The 14,804-nt window shown below is 40.9% G+C and carries 12 protein-coding genes; 5 read left to right on the forward strand and 7 right to left on the reverse strand.

Annotated elements, in window-relative coordinates; genetic code table 11:
• Positions 1 to 6 precede the first annotated feature (6 nt).
• The 3 genes from AACZ73_RS13845 to AACZ73_RS13855 all read right to left on the reverse strand — a co-directional run bounded on the left by AACZ73_RS13845 (position 7) and on the right by AACZ73_RS13855 (position 1,737).
• Positions 7 to 594, reverse strand: coding sequence for an NAD(P)/FAD-dependent oxidoreductase (locus AACZ73_RS13845; RefSeq protein ID WP_339878695.1), 588 nt, complete (start codon positions 592 to 594; stop codon positions 7 to 9).
• Between the two features lie 110 nt (positions 595 to 704).
• Positions 705 to 911, reverse strand: coding sequence for a hypothetical protein (locus AACZ73_RS13850; RefSeq protein ID WP_339878697.1), 207 nt, complete (start codon positions 909 to 911; stop codon positions 705 to 707).
• A gap of 103 nt (positions 912 to 1,014) precedes the next feature.
• Entirely contained in the window at positions 1,015 to 1,737 is a 723-nt protein-coding gene (locus tag AACZ73_RS13855) for a 3-ketoacyl-ACP reductase (protein ID WP_339878698.1), read from the reverse strand.
• A gap of 134 nt (positions 1,738 to 1,871) precedes the next feature.
• On the opposite strand from AACZ73_RS13855, the gene AACZ73_RS13860 reads away from it, so the two are divergent.
• The 5 genes from AACZ73_RS13860 (at position 1,872) to AACZ73_RS13880 (ending at position 10,090) form a co-directional block, all read left to right on the forward strand.
• On the forward strand, positions 1,872 to 2,399 hold the full coding sequence (locus tag AACZ73_RS13860; RefSeq protein WP_339878699.1) for a sigma-70 family RNA polymerase sigma factor: 528 nt from the start codon (positions 1,872 to 1,874) through the stop codon (positions 2,397 to 2,399).
• Positions 2,400 to 2,517: 118 nt separating this feature from the next.
• The gene (locus AACZ73_RS13865) at positions 2,518 to 3,495 is read left to right on the forward strand and encodes a FecR domain-containing protein (protein ID WP_339878700.1); all 978 of its coding nucleotides are present in this window, start codon (positions 2,518 to 2,520) and stop codon (positions 3,493 to 3,495) included.
• An 86-nt stretch (positions 3,496 to 3,581) separates the two neighbouring features.
• Positions 3,582 to 7,067 (forward strand): SusC/RagA family TonB-linked outer membrane protein, encoded by a 3,486-nt coding sequence (locus tag AACZ73_RS13870; RefSeq protein WP_339878701.1) that lies wholly within the window; start codon positions 3,582 to 3,584, stop codon positions 7,065 to 7,067.
• 12 nt (positions 7,068 to 7,079) lie between these two features.
• The gene (locus AACZ73_RS13875) at positions 7,080 to 8,516 is read left to right on the forward strand and encodes a SusD/RagB family nutrient-binding outer membrane lipoprotein (protein ID WP_339878702.1); all 1,437 of its coding nucleotides are present in this window, start codon (positions 7,080 to 7,082) and stop codon (positions 8,514 to 8,516) included.
• Positions 8,513 to 10,090 (forward strand): calcineurin-like phosphoesterase C-terminal domain-containing protein, encoded by a 1,578-nt coding sequence (locus AACZ73_RS13880; RefSeq protein WP_339878704.1) that lies wholly within the window; start codon positions 8,513 to 8,515, stop codon positions 10,088 to 10,090. Before AACZ73_RS13875 ends, AACZ73_RS13880 begins: the two co-directional genes overlap by 4 nt.
• Before the next feature lie 61 nt (positions 10,091 to 10,151).
• Here the strand turns inward: AACZ73_RS13880 and bla are convergent, their stop codons facing one another.
• From bla to AACZ73_RS13900, 4 genes are all read right to left on the reverse strand, one after another.
• Positions 10,152 to 10,895: a subclass B1 metallo-beta-lactamase gene (gene bla / locus AACZ73_RS13885; protein ID WP_339878706.1), complete on the reverse strand. Its 744-nt coding sequence runs from the start codon at positions 10,893 to 10,895 to the stop codon at positions 10,152 to 10,154.
• An 18-nt stretch (positions 10,896 to 10,913) separates the two neighbouring features.
• A complete protein-coding gene (locus AACZ73_RS13890) occupies positions 10,914 to 11,231 on the reverse strand; it encodes a HepT-like ribonuclease domain-containing protein (protein ID WP_339878708.1) in 318 nt (105 codons plus the stop codon).
• Complete coding sequence (locus tag AACZ73_RS13895; RefSeq protein WP_339878710.1) at positions 11,221 to 11,529, reverse strand: nucleotidyltransferase domain-containing protein; 309 nt, start codon at positions 11,527 to 11,529, stop codon at positions 11,221 to 11,223. Before AACZ73_RS13895 ends, AACZ73_RS13890 begins: the two co-directional genes overlap by 11 nt.
• Before the next feature lie 142 nt (positions 11,530 to 11,671).
• Positions 11,672 to 14,680, reverse strand: coding sequence for a PVC-type heme-binding CxxCH protein (locus tag AACZ73_RS13900; protein ID WP_339878712.1), 3,009 nt, complete (start codon positions 14,678 to 14,680; stop codon positions 11,672 to 11,674).
• Between the last annotated feature and the right edge of the window lie 124 nt (positions 14,681 to 14,804).

Here is a 14,804-nt window from a genome sequence, read left to right on the forward strand (position 1 = left end):
TAGTTTCTAGAAATCTTGGTCTATCAATTCCTTATTGCAAGCAGCTCCAGCCATTGTGCCGGTAGAAACCGCAAATGACACTGAGCGGAACTGCGTGGTAGTATCCCCACAAGCGTAAACGCCAGGAATATTTGTTCTTTGCATTGGGTCCACTTTAATATGACCCTGCTCTGTCAATTCAATTCCCAGAGTTAAATGAATACCAGAACTCTGTACAAAATCAGCTTTTGCATAAACTGCTTGCAACGGTACTTGAGTACCATCTTTTAGAATTAAATGGTCAAGTTTACCATTGGTGTGCTCAATTTTTTCTATTTCAGTTTCTATAATTTTCACGCCTTTCCCAGCCAATTTACCCGTTTGCTCATCTGTCAATGTCGATTTCCCATTAGTAAAAATTGTTAAATCATCGGTCCAGTTGGTGATCAATTTCCCAAACTCGTATCCAAACTCTCCATTAGCTAGAATACCGGTTTTTTGTTTTCTAACTTCATAACCGTGGCAGTACGGGCAATGGATCACAGATATTCCCCAGCACTCCGCAAAGCCAGGGATTTTAGGCATAATATCCTTGACCCCAGTGGAAATAATCAACTTCTTACATTCAAATAATTCGCCTTTTTCAGTTTTGATTTCAAAGCCGGAATCCGTCTTTTTTCCCTCAACTGCAAACCCATCAAGGAAAGTTATGGTCTCATAGGAAGCTACTTGTTCTCTGCCAATAGTTGAGATTCTGCGGGAGTTCTTCCATCCTGCGTCAAGAAATTATGGGAATGAGGAGTTTGGCGATTGCATGGTTGTCCAGCGTCGATGACCAATACCTTTCTCAATGATCTTCCCAGTGCCATAGCGGCGGATAAGCCTGAGTAGCTGCCTCCAATAATAATTACCTCGAAATTGCTTTCTTCCATCTTTATATTGATTAGTTGGGCAAAGGTAGAAAAAGCATTCATTAATGCAATATTGTTGCATTAATGAGTAGGTAAGAATTAGTGATCTTGGAAGAAAAACCCGTTAAGGATTAGTAGACCAAAGCCCTACTTCTTTCACAAGAGCACGCTTTGGCAATTTCAGATGGGCTACAAGCAACTCTGCAAAATCTTCCGGCTGCAAAACTTTATCAGGATTTCCATCGGTCAGATTATTGTCCATGGCTAAGTCAGTGGCAATAGTGCTAGGACTCATACTGAATACTCGGATATCTGACTTTCTAACTTCCATCATCAATGATTCTGTCAGTCCGTTCAATCCAAATTTGGATGCGCTGTAAGCACTAGTCATCGCATTACCTTTCTGTCCGGCGGTAGAAGACACATTTACAATATCTCCTGATTTTCTCTCCAGCATTCCTGGAAGAACTTCGTGGATCACATAGTAAACCCCGAATAGGTTCACCTTTACGATGTTTTCCCATTCACTTACTTCCAGATCGAGGAAATTGCCAAACTTGCCAGTTCCGGCGTTATTGACCAAAATGTCGGGAACTCCGACTTCAGAGATCAAAGAAGCGATGGCGGTTTTGATGCTAGAAAAATCTGACTGATCAGCGACAGCAATCGCAACTTTCAATGAGGAGTCAATTGCGGCGACTTCTTCTTTTACCTTAATTAGGTCAGATTCTGTTCTGGATAGAATTGCCAAATTAACTCCTTCTGCGGCAAGAGCCAGAGCAATAGCTTTACCTAATCCTTTTCCTGCGCCAGTGATCAGCGCGCTTTTTCCTTTTAGTGATTGCATAAAATATTTTTCTTGGTTGATAATTGAAAGGTTAAAACCACTTTTTGAGTTCACCTCTTAATAATATCTTAACCTATCATTTTCACCTTTTAATCTAGGGCGAATTAATTTTGATATATACGCTTCATAGGATTATGTCCACTTTTCAGAATACAGCACATTTCGAACAGGTTTTCAAGGACAATTGGGAATTAATGTACCAAAGTGCCTATAGTAAAATAGGTGATCAATCCATCGTAGAGGACATCCTGCAGGAGATTTTTATAGATATCTGGCAGAGACGTGCTTCACTGGAAATCAAATCCGGAATCAAAGGGTACCTCCTCACATCGGTGAAATATCAGGTGATGAAGTATTTTGATGAGCAGGCAAAAAGTAAGTCGAAAAGAACTGATGCATTGCCTGAATCTTTTTATGAAGAGGATATTTTTGGTTTTGATGAATTGTACAAGGAAATAGAAATTGCAGTAGAGATGCTTCCTCCAAGAGCTCAGCTGATTTTTCGTATGAGTAGAATGGAAGGATATTCTGTAGATGAGATCGCAGAAAAGCTTACTATTTCTCCTCAGACAGTTCACAATCAACTTTCTAAGTCCCTAAAAATTTTGCGTGGTGAGCTGAAACATTTGGCTCCGGCATTGGCGATCTACCTAGTGGCATAAGCACTTCTTTGTTACCGCGAGATTAATTTTTCTCAGCTCATTATTCATGATTACTTAATCAAAATGGGCGGTAGTCGAGTAGTCGTTTCGGTACTCTATAAGTGAAAGACGACAATACATGAGATTACCATCGGTCCTTTCGGACATTGTATCTAAAATGCTGCGAGGCAAAGCTTCCAAAGAAGATGTTCAAAAGTTCAATTCTTGGTACAACCAGGGGATTGACACTCCTTGGCATATTCAGGATTATAAAAAGCGGAACAAAGACCAGGTTGAATCTGAAATGCTCCAGAATATTCAGAAAGCTACCCGTTCCCGAATTCCGGATTCATCTCCTAAACAAAGCTTTTTGGGTTGGAAGATTGCAGCATCAATTATTATTCTAATTGGAATAGGGCTATTTGTCACGAAGTTGATGCCTTCTGAGAATTCACTAATTCAGGAAGCGAAGCTATTGACTTTCGAAAATGGTAAAGGGATGATTAAAAAGGTAAGCCTACCTGATGGTTCAACAGTAAGCTTATTCCATGATACCAAAATTCAGGTTTCAGAAAACTTCTCAGAAAATAGATTGGTAATACTTTCAGGCGAGGCATTTTTTGAGGTAAAACGTGACAGTCTTCATCCGTTTCGAGTAGAAACAGCGACTCTAACAACTGAGGTCCTTGGTACATCATTTCTGATCAAAAATCAACCCGATGAACAGGAAGTAGTAGTAGTAGCTGTGAAAACTGGCTTGGTAAAGGTCTCTGACCCTTTGGATTCAATTTTTATGCTTACTCCCAATCTACGCCTTGATTATTCTGATCAAGGAGGTAACGTTTCCACTATTCCCAAATCCGACCCGCTTTTCGCCTGGACAGAGGACATCATTGTTTTTGATGAAACTCCAATGCAAGAGATGTTAAAGACGCTGGAAGATTGGTATGGAGTGCAGATAACTTCTGATCTCAAGGCTTCAAATACCTGCAGAATTTCAGGAACCTACAAGAATCAAAATTTGGAAAACCTACTGCAATTGATTCAATATTCTATACCAATAACTTATGAGATAGAGGCTAAAAATGTAATGCTAACCTTCAAAAATTGCCCTTAAAAGACGAATGGATCCGCGCCAACGAATCCATTCAGTTCGAGTAAAAAAACGATTCAGACATTTTATCACATGAACACATCAAATCTATGAAAAAAAAGTTACCACCTGCCTTAAAAACCTTGGCTATGAGATTATTTACGGCTTGCCTTCTCAGTTGCTGGATGCACTCCATGGTGTTTGCCAGTGGCGTCAATGCTCAAAAACTGGAAGAGACTATGGTCTCGTTAAGCACTAATGAATTGGTTTTATCTGAGTCATTTGTACAGATAGAAAAACAGTCTGGGTTTAAGTTTTCCTATGAAGCTGGATTAGACATTAATTCAAAAATAAGCTATAGCAAAAGGAAAAATGATCTGCAGACTATTCTGGAGGAGATTTCTGCTCAGTCTAATTTGAAATTCAAACAAGTCAACAACACCATTGCTGTTAGCACCAAGAACAATTCTGCAGTGCAGCCTCAAATGGAAGAAAGGGTTCAGATTTCAGGAATTGTCATTGATGAAGAGACTGGAGAAACCCTACCCGGTGTCAACATCATCATAAAAGGCACTACCAAAGGAACCACCTCTGATATTGATGGGAAATTTGCAATAACCGTAGATGAAGGAGCTGTTTTGGTTTTCTCCTATGTAGGTTATGATAGGCAGGAAATATCTGCTCAAAACCAAACAGAGTTAACTGTCCGATTAAGATTGGATGGGGACGTGCTTGGTGAAGTTGTAGTGACTGCTTTGGGTATCAAAAGAGAGGAAAAAGCATTGGGATATGCTACTCAAAAAGTGGATTCAGAACAGCTTTTGGATGCAAGATCAAACAACTGGTCGGATGCTTTGCGCGGAAAAGTGGCAGGCCTGAATGTGCTTTCTGCAGGTTCTGGACCAATGAATTCTTCTCAGATCAGCCTGAGAGGTGATAATTCCCTTAATCCGAATGGCAACTTTGCTTTGATTGTAGTGGATGGAGTTCCTATGAATTCTGGATTGACTTCATCAGGAGTTAGTAATGCCTATGGAGCTGGATCAGGAAATGATGTTCCTGTAGATTTTGGAAACGGCATTGCCGACCTGAATCCTGATGATATTGAGACCATCAACGTTCTTAAAGGTGCCAGCGCAACAGCACTTTACGGTAGCCGTGCTGCCAACGGAGCTTTGATCGTGACTACCAAAAGCGGCTCCAAAAAGACCAAAGGATTAGGGGTGACAATAAATTCTAATTTTAGCTTCCAAAATGCATTAAAGTGGCCAGACAGACAATACGAATATGGACAGGGGACAGGAAGGGCTTTTAATGCTGATGGAGATTTATTCTACAGCTATGGAGTTTCAGAAGATGGCTCGAATACAGGCGGTACAAGTAGTGCCTTTGGGCCAAAGTTTGAAGGTCAATCTTATTTTCAATATGATCCTACGTTGGAAGGTCAGTCTGCAGAACGCCAGCTTTGGCGGCCTTACGAGGATAATGTGACTGGGTTCTGGAGAACAGGCTTCAATATGGTAAACAGCGTGTCCTTGGAAGGAGCCAATGAAGGTGGCTCACTGAGAGCATCTATCACACAGACCAAGAATGAGTGGATCATGCCAAATACTGGGTTTGATCGCTTAGTAGCTGCACTTTCGGCTTCCCAGCAAATCAGCAAAAAGTTGAAGCTAAATGCTAAAGTAAATTACACCAACAAGAGTTCGGACAACCTTCCCGCTACCGGATATAACAATCAGTCAATCTCTTATTTCATGATCTTTCAAAACCCCAGTATTGACCTGAATTGGTACAGGCCTATTTGGAAGGAAGGCCAGGAAAATGTAGACCAGATTCATCCATTTAGCTCTTTCATAGACAATCCATATTTGATCGCTTATGAGATGACTAACTCTGTGAATAATAATACAGTCTTTGGAAATCTATCGGCCGATTACAAATTCAATGATCATTTTGAATTGATGCTTCGTACGAGTTTGGCGATGAGTCAGGAAGAGCGTGCACAGCAAAGACCTTATAGCACTGCAAATTTCCAAAGAGGATATTATAAAGAACAAAACATCACTAACTACGAGCAAAACTCAGATTTTCTTTTCACTTACACCGGGAAATTGGCTGAGAAAATCTCTTTGAGAGCAAGTGTAGGTGGAAACCATATGTCTAGAAAGTATCGCATGATGTCTGCATATGTGGATGGTTTGGTGATCCCAGGTGTGTACAAACTTGCTAATGGTATTAACAATCCGGTCCTCTCAACAAATAATAATAATCGAGTGATCAATTCCCTTTACGGCTTGATGACTTTGGATTTTGATGAGAAAATATTCGTGGACATCACAGGAAGAAATGACTGGTCAAGTACACTTCCTACTCAAAACAACAGCTTCTTTTACCCATCGGTAAGTACCAGCTTTGTGCTTTCTGACATTTTCGAAATGCCGGAACCGATTTCTTTTGCGAAGCTAAGAGTATCAGGCGCTCAAGTGGGAAATGATACAGATCCGTATCGTACGTCGAAATATTATGGGCAAAGTGAGTTTCCAGGCTCTGCTTCTGTACCTTCTACGCTCTACAATACAAACTTCAAACCTGAGATTACTACAAGTTTCGAGACAGGCTTAGAGATGATTTTCTTCAACAGAAGATTGGGTTTTGATGTCAACTTCTACATTTCTGAGACCAAAAATCAGATTCTTGAAGTGCCTGTAGATATCACTACAGGATATTCCAGTGCAGTCCTTAATGCGGGAAAAGTGCAGAATAGAGGAATAGAATTAGTACTGAACGGCAGTCCTGTGAAAACCAATAATTTCCAGTGGAATTCTTTCATTACATGGGCTAAAAATGACAATGAAGTCATTTCTCTTCCAGACGAAGTCGATGGTAGCCAAGTTATTGGCTATGGAGGAAATGCTACAATTATAGCCAAAGTAGGCGGGACTACAGGAGATATTTATGGGTTTGGTTTTGTGAGATCACCAGAAGGTGAAATAGTATATGGAAGCAATGGTCTTCCTGCCAGACCTGCCGAAATCGAATACCAAGGAAATGCTTATGCAGATTGGAAAGGCGGTTTTAGAAATGAATTTGTCTATAAAAACCTTCGGATGAGTGTGCTTTTTGACGGTCAGTATGGAGGAATAGTTTATTCACAGACGCACCATAAAATGTCTGAACAAGGAAAGCTAAAGCACACCTTGAAGGGAAGAGAAGATGGTTTTATTGTTGGTGAAGGCGTGGTGGATAATGGAGATGGTACTTTTTCTCCAAATACCACAGAGGTCAATTTGGCTAGCTACTATGCTGATTATTATAGAAGAGCAAACGTAGAATCAAATTCATTTGATGCTTCATTTATCAAACTTCGGGAAATGAGATTGGAATACGGTGTTCCTGTCAAATTCCTACAGAAAACCAGTATTCGTCAGGCATCCATTGCCATCTATGGTAGAGACCTAGCGATGTGGACCAAGTTCCCAATGTTTGACCCAGAAACGGCTGCACTGAATGGCGGCACGTTGCTCCCTGGAGTGGAAATGGGGCAGTTGCCGACTACAAGAAATATGGGTGTGAATCTTACCCTTAAATTTTAATTGATGAACAGTATGAACAAATATATTGCAACACTTTTGCTGGGAACGCTAGCTTGGGCTTCGACTTCCTGCACCGATGATTTTGAGGAAATCAACACAGATCCAAACAGGATCGACCAGATTAGTCCAGGAACTTTGCTTAATCCAACTATTTATGGAATATCAAGCTTTGGCACGGATAGAGCTGATGCATTTACCTTTCAGGTGATGCAAGTAGCCTTGCCTTTTCCTAGTGCAAATGGTGGGATTCACCGCTATGATATATCCGAGGGTGCGGGAAATTCCACCTGGAGCACCTATTACAGATGGCTGATCAACATCAAGGAGATGGAGACTTCTGCTATTGAGAATTCTGATGTGAACTATGAGGCAATTGCATTGACCTTGAGAGCTTACAGTTTGAGTCAGTTGACAGATAGCTTTGGCGATATTCCTATGACCGAAGCAAGTCGGGCGGAAGATGGGATTTTTCAACCAGCATTCGATTCTCAGGAGGCAGTTTATACTCAGATTTTCCAGGATCTAGAGCGTGCAAATTCTCTTTACGATGACACGAAGGCTATGATCTACGGAGATGATATTCTTTTTCACAATGATGTAGAAAAATGGAGAAAGTTTACAAACTCCCTGCATTTGAGGTTATTACTAAGAGTTTCAGGTAGAGCTGAGATGAACTCATTTGCGAAAATGGCTTCCATGATCAATAATCCTGAGCAGTATCCGGTTTTTCAAAATACAGCTGAATCAGCTATACTTCAGATAACCGGCGTGACGCCAAATCTATCTCCTTGGGGAAGGGCAATTGACTTCACTACTTTCCGCTCAATTTCTGAGTTTTTTGTAGATAGATTGAATGCTTTGGAAGATCCTCGAAGAGCCAAGTTTATGACTCAGGCGCGGGATATAGATGGAACGACAGCCATAGGGTACAAAGGAATTCCTAGCGGATACAATGGGAATGACAATCAGTTCCAGTTTATCCCGAGCAACCATAATCGGATTTTGGTTGAAGCCCCAATGATTTCCTTACTATTGACATATGCCGAGGTGGAGTTTATAAAAGCAGAACTTGCTCAGCGGGGAGTGATAGACACAGAGGCGGAAACACACTACGAAAATGGTGTAAAAGCTGCAATGGAGCAGTGGGGAGTAGAATTGACGCCTGGTTATTTTGCTAATTCTGAAGCTGCTTATGATGGCTCGCTGGAGCGAATCATGCTTCAAAAGTATATAGGATTATATTTCAATGATTACCAACAATGGTTCGAATACCGTAGAACAGGATTTCCTGTACTTCCAAAAAATGAGGGAATGCTAAACAACCAACAGGCTCCAGTACGATTCCGGTATCCTGTAAGTGTACAAATCAATAATCCTGATAATTATAATGCAGCGGTAGCCCGAATGGGAGCTGATGATATCAATACAAAAGTATGGTGGCAAAAATGAGAAACTCATTAAAAACAGTATTAATCCTAGTCTTGGGATTCACAAGTCTAACAGCTTTTTCGCAAGAACAGGCAAAAGGCTATGTCTATCACGATGCTAATGGAAATGGTAAAAAGCAGCGTAGGGAAGCAGGACTTTCGGGAGTTAGCATTTCTAACGGTCAGGAAGTAGTCCAGACAGATGAAAATGGCTACTATGAGATTGGACTGAAAGACGGGCAATTACTATTTGTGATCAAGCCAACAGGTTATACGGTTGAGCTGGATTCATTGAACAAACCACAGTTTTATCATATCCATAAGCCAAGTGGCTCTCCGGCGTTAAAGTATGCAGGTTCGTCTCCCATAGGTGAGCTTCCAAAGGAAATCAACTTTGCAATGACGGCGGTGGAAGAGCCCGATGACTTCACGGCACTGATTTTCGGAGATCCGCAGCCCTACACTTTAGAGGAAGTTGACTTCTTCGATCGAGGGATTGTCAGTGAAGTGGAAGGAATTCAGGACGTAGCTTTCGGTCTTTCTTTGGGAGATTTGGTCGGTGATGATTTGAGTTTGTTTGGTCCTTATGCTAAAGCTGTGGCGAAAGTTGGTCTTCCTTGGTATAACGTCATGGGGAACCACGATCAGAATTACGATGTGGAAAGTGATGAGTTTGCCGATGAAGCATTCGAGGCTAACTTTGGTCCGAGTGCCTATGCATATAATGTGGGCAAAGTTCACTTTATCGTCCTTGACGACATCCTATGGCCAGATCCTCGGGATCAGCAAGGATATTGGGGAGGTTTGCGGGCCGATCAATTGGACTTCCTGAGAAACGACTTGAAGTTTGTGCCAAAGGATCACTTGATTGTGATTTCTATGCACATTCCATTGGCTGAGGAAGGGGATTCCTTCCGCGATGAAGACCGTCAGGAGATATTTGACTTATTGGCTGATTTTCCAAATACACTTTCCCTATCTGCCCACACCCATTTGCAGAAGCAGGATTTGTTTTACAAAAAAGATGGATGGAGACAGGATAAGCCACATCATCATTATAATGTAGGCACTACTTCTGGTGATTGGTACAAGGGTACGCTGGATGAAAAGGGAATTCCCGTATCTACCATGCGAGATGGTACTCCGAAAGGCTATGCACTGATTCATTTCGAAGGAAATCAGTATAAAATCCGCTATCAAGTAGCAGGTAAGTCGAGTGATTATCAGATGGAGATTTTCGCACCGAAAGTCCTCGAAAAAGACAAACGGACTACTGCAGGCATCTTTGTAAACTTCTTTATGGGAAGCGAAGGAGATGAGGTGTTGATCAAAGTTGATGAGGGAGAATGGAAGAAAGCTAATAAAGTGGAGGATTACGATCCAGCCTATTTGGTTGATTTGTATCAGTGGGATGTGACAGAAGAATTAATTGACGGTCGTCGCCCATCTAATCCTGCTGCAAGTAAGCATCTTTGGCGTGGAGGTATTCCTTCAGGGTTAGAAGCTGGTGAACATGTTATCCAAATTGAGGCAACGGATAGATTTGGCCAAGTGCACACAGGTAAAACAACTTTTAAAATAGTAGATAGAAAGTAATAGAATTATGGTTTGAAATTGAAAAGCTCTTGCGGAAATCTGCAAGAGCTTTTTTTTTTGGTTACGGCATTTTGGCAAACATCTCTATCGTATAATCCAGCAAATTTGTCCCACCAATTTTTCCATGGCCAGGTATTACAAGTTGAGCTTCCGGGTAAGCTGATTTTACTTTTCTAACAGTTGCAGACCATTCGGCTACATTAGCATCTTCTAGGTTACCATTTCCAGCGCCTAGCTCCTTGATCATACAACCGCCGAAGATCACTTTATCTGAAGGAATATAAGCGACAAAATTGTCTTTAGTATGGCCTTCTCCAAAGAATTGGTTTGTTACTTTTATGCTGCCAGCTTTTAGAATAAGTTTCTTTTTAAAGCCATTTTCTGGGGTGGTATAGCCAGCAGTTTTTGCTAACTCAATTGTCTTGTCAGATGCGTAAGAAGGGATTCCTTTCGCATGAAACTCGTTTAAACCGCCCAAGCAATCCCAGTGAAAGTGAGTAGCAACAACTCCGTTGACGTTGGCTTTTTGATCATTTTCTATCCAATTAATTAATTCTAAACTAGCATCATCATTTGCCGGAGTGTCAAAAACCAGCGCTTCTCCATCGTTCAAGACAATCATCCCATTGCAGGCCACTTTTCCAAAATCATCGGTATTTAGGTAGCTGATATGTACAAATGTATTTGGGCTGATTTGCTCGATTTGTAGTGTTTCAGATTCGTACACCGATTTTACTTGCTGGCTGTAGACTCTTAAGACGGTTGCTAATAATAGAAAAATTGTGCTGATAAAATTTAGTTTCATCTAATTCTTGGGCTTAATTTATAGATCTCTGAGACTTTTGATTTCCTTTTCGAGAATTGGGATGTCCTTTTGGATAATTGCCCAAATCAATTCGTCTTCAATAGAATCATAAGCGTGACTAATCATGTTTCTCAATCCTATAATTTTCTTGATTGAGGATAGTTTAATGGTAGAGTCCAACTCCGTAAGTTTTTTAACCGCTTCTCCGATAATTTCCAAATCTCGTTCTACCGCCCTTTTCACAATAAAATCATTTCCCACGCGGATTTTTATTATCTCTAATTCCTCTATGATACTTTGAATATCAAGGGTGTATTTTAAATGCTTAGCATTCATAAAGAGGGATTTTTGACTTGTTTATTTCTTGGATGAGGATTGGGTTTTTCAGGGTTTTTTCCGAGACTAAATCAATTGGTCTTTCGAAAAGATTCTCTAGATTTTCCAACAAATTGAAATAGTTGTCCGCATAATCAAGTAGTTCGACGGAGTTAGAAAATTTCACCAGGAAATCGATGTCGCTAGAATTATTGAATTCCCCGTTTGCGGCTGATCCGAAAAGAGCAAATGAATCCACCTTATGCTCTCTGCACAAAATTTCGATCTGCTTAAGTTTCTTTTTAATAATTGGGATCACAGCTTTTAAAACTTAAAATATTAGAGACGTTTTAGTGGAATGGAGGTTTGGTTAATTTATATATAGTTAATCTTTAATAGATTAAGAGAACAGATATTAACGAATCAAATCTCCAATATCTATTCTCTGACTCGCTAACTCCCTATTTCCTCAGTGTTTCCAAATAACTAACCAAGTCCACCAGCTCAGTTTCAGAGAGCGGGAACTTAGGCATAAGTGATTCTTCAAGCTGGGTTATGCTTTCTACGTTCACCAACTTATAGATTTTTTGTTCTGCAGTACCCACCATTTTCACTACCAGGTCATTCTCTGTTTTAGAGTTGACAATACAAGTGAACTCAGTACCATCCTTTAATTTCACCAGTTGTGTTTCATAGCCAAAGCCCATCCCTTCGGAAGGATTTATGATGGCGTTGAACAGCCCTTCTTTAGAGAGTTTATCTCCGATCTCTGATAATCCAGGACCGAAATCAATTCCTTTATCCGCGATTTTGTGACAGGCTAGACAGTAGTTATCCGCAATAAGAATACCTTGCTCAACATCGCCCTGCTGTGAGACTAATTTATTTATATCAATAGTTGAATTTGCGGAATCACTGCCGAATTTTTCATTTGCCTCTGCTCGGATGTTTCCATTCCATGAGGAGAGGAGAATTTTTTGGGCAATTGGAAGCATATCGGCAGGTATCTGATCAGCTTTAGCAAGTTCCCACAGATAGGGTTCAGAATTGTAGCCTTTTGCAGCTTCCATGGCAGCAGTTCTTAGTTCCAAGGATTTGGATTCATCGGAATAAATAGCAAAAAGGGATCTTGCCATAGCCTCATTGTCAATGGAACCAAATTGCTTAATAGCGAGAATGCTCTGCGCTTCATCAGAATTTGCAAATGATTTTTCAATGTCATCCATACCATAAAGTGAGGCATAGATGTTTGCTGCCATTTGGGAATGTTGATTGTTTTCCGTTTGGTAAACCAGCTTTTGAAGTCTTTCTTTTTGATCGGACAAGCTGTATTTACTTACTATATCCATAAAGTCTCTATCATCTGCTATGCTTCCCGCAGTTTCTTTGGCAAGAGAGAGTATCTGCCTATCCGGATTTTTTGGATCAAAACTGATTTGTCTCAAAATTATCAATTGATCTTCCTCAGGAGCGTTTGCTAGAAGGCTTTTTAACGTTTCATTCTTTGCGGAAGGTGATTGGAAGTCCAGCGCTCTGTAATAGGATTGGTTATTTCTTCCTGGTTGGGTAAGGATTAATTTGCCGAGTAATTCAGCAGTATTAGCTGCTCTGGATCTCCAGACAATGTCTTTTGCTTCTTGACTTTCCATCCATCCCGAACCAACTGCTTCTAGGTATTTCGGTAAGTAATCATCCCAAAAGCCTTCTGCAGCGATACCTAGTGCCTCTAAATACCAGCGATCTCCACTTTCATACCCATTTGCCAGCTTTAGCCACACCTCAGGATTAGACTTGTATCTGATTGCCAAGGCTACTTCTCTGCGTACCTGTGCTGATTCATCCCCAGCCATCTCCAGCAAGAAGGATACATCACTCATTTTATTGTTTCTGTAAGCTCGAATGGCTGCCACTCTGATGTTTTCATCTGAATCTGTTGCTGCCGTTTTGATGTAATTATTGCCATTTGGCAATTTGGTCAGTACCCAGAATGCTCTTGCCCGCATTCTGCTTTCTCCTTCAGCATAGAGTGTTTCTAATGCATCTTTCGCTTCCTCGCCTTTTTCCACTAAAGCCATGAAAGCTTTGAAGTGTGTCGCACGATTTGGGTTTTGAAGTAAAGAAATCAACGATGGAATGCTTGTGTAATCTGGCTTCGTAATGGAATATTCAACTCCTTTTGGAGCTACACGATATATTCTCCCCTTTTCCAAATCACCCATCGCGTGCCCACCAACTCCTGGGTCATACCAATCTGAAACGAAAAGTGATCCATCAGGGGATACAGTCACGTCAGATGGTCTAAACCAATTGTCACGTGAATTACCATCCAGAATGTTAATGATTTTGGCATCAAACCCTGCTCCGGCTGGTACAGCTGGATAAGCTCGTACGATGTTGGGTCCAGCATCAGAATGTATGAGTTGATTATGATATTCTTCAGGTAGTAGTTTCCCTTCATATACTAGAATACCCGTAGGAGAACCAGCATAAGTCTGAAGTAAATTTGGAACTACTCCCGGATCATTTAAGTGCCAGTGTTGTTGATAAACGGAGTCTTCCATGTTGATTCTTCTAGCTCTCCAATCGGCTCCTGTCATTTCATCTTTAAAGCCGTAGTTTCCATAATCCATAACGTAGTTGATTCGGGTACTTCTATTACCGTCATCATCGTTGTCAGATTGCCACATTCTTCCGTAGCTGTCGGCAGTGATTTCAAAATTGTTTCTAAAATTCCAAGCCATCACTTCTACGTCAGAGCCATCTGGATTCATCCGGAAAACCATCCCTTCCCGATACGGAGAGGTTTCGTTGTTCACAGGTCTGCCTAGCGGATCTAAAATCGGGGATCCATCCGCATGATGGATTCCTTTTCCCTCATTTCCATAATTGAAATACAACTTGCCTTCGGGTCCAAAAGTAAAGGAGTGCATGCCATGATCGTGCTGCTCACCACCTACGCCCTCAAATAATATTTCCTTTTTTTCAGGAATATCATCCCCGTCTGCATCAGTGAATACATATACATAAGGACTTACAGACACATAAACTTTATCTCCGAAAACTGCAATTCCCAAAGCCGCATTGATGTCGGTGCCTTGATAGAAAACTTTAGATTCATCAGCTACTCCATCTCCGTCTGTATCCTCCATGATCAGGATTCGATCGCCTTCCGCTTTGGTTGGGTTACGGGGATTTAAGGTAGTTCTATAATTGTAAGCTTCAGCGATCCATACCCGACCACGGTCATCGATGTCCATATTGGTAGGGTTGGACATCATAGGTTCTGATGCGAATAGAGTGAGCTCCAATCTTTCGTCTGCCACGACTATTCCGTCTACCCCATGTTCTGGGGATCTTTTTTGCTCGTCGGTGAGCTTAGAATACTCTTCATCCGTCAGAGTTGTCGGTTTTTTCTCACAGGAAAAAAGTAGAAGTCCCAGAAGACTAATCACAGTAAAATTCTTGAACATAGGAGGAGAGGTTAATAGAGTTTTAAAATTGCAGATTCAAATTAAGGAAAAGTAACTAAATATGAACTGAGTTCTCGCATTAGAGAATTTTCTTAAAAGAATTGAAGCAAAAAAAACAGCCCGA

This window comes from uncultured Algoriphagus sp. (genome assembly GCF_963974835.1).
GTDB lineage: Bacteria > Bacteroidota > Bacteroidia > Cytophagales > Cyclobacteriaceae > Algoriphagus.

Excerpts from the sequence above, each read along its gene's own strand:
- AACZ73_RS13900 (WP_339878712.1), bottom strand. The coding sequence starts at position 14,680 with ATGTTCAAGAATTTTACTGTGATTAGTCTTCTGGGACTTCTACTTTTT.
- AACZ73_RS13870 (WP_339878701.1), top strand. The coding sequence starts at position 3,582 with ATGAAAAAAAAGTTACCACCTGCCTTAAAAACCTTGGCTATGAGATTA.
- AACZ73_RS13890 (WP_339878708.1), bottom strand. The coding sequence starts at position 11,231 with ATGAATGCTAAGCATTTAAAATACACCCTTGATATTCAAAGTATCATA.
- AACZ73_RS13875 (WP_339878702.1), top strand. The coding sequence starts at position 7,080 with ATGAACAAATATATTGCAACACTTTTGCTGGGAACGCTAGCTTGGGCT.
- AACZ73_RS13865 (WP_339878700.1), top strand. The coding sequence starts at position 2,518 with ATGAGATTACCATCGGTCCTTTCGGACATTGTATCTAAAATGCTGCGA.
- AACZ73_RS13880 (WP_339878704.1), top strand. The coding sequence starts at position 8,513 with ATGAGAAACTCATTAAAAACAGTATTAATCCTAGTCTTGGGATTCACA.
- AACZ73_RS13855 (WP_339878698.1), bottom strand. The coding sequence starts at position 1,737 with ATGCAATCACTAAAAGGAAAAAGCGCGCTGATCACTGGCGCAGGAAAA.
- AACZ73_RS13850 (WP_339878697.1), bottom strand. The coding sequence starts at position 911 with ATGGAAGAAAGCAATTTCGAGGTAATTATTATTGGAGGCAGCTACTCA.
- AACZ73_RS13860 (WP_339878699.1), top strand. The coding sequence starts at position 1,872 with ATGTCCACTTTTCAGAATACAGCACATTTCGAACAGGTTTTCAAGGAC.
- bla (WP_339878706.1), bottom strand. The coding sequence starts at position 10,895 with ATGAAACTAAATTTTATCAGCACAATTTTTCTATTATTAGCAACCGTC.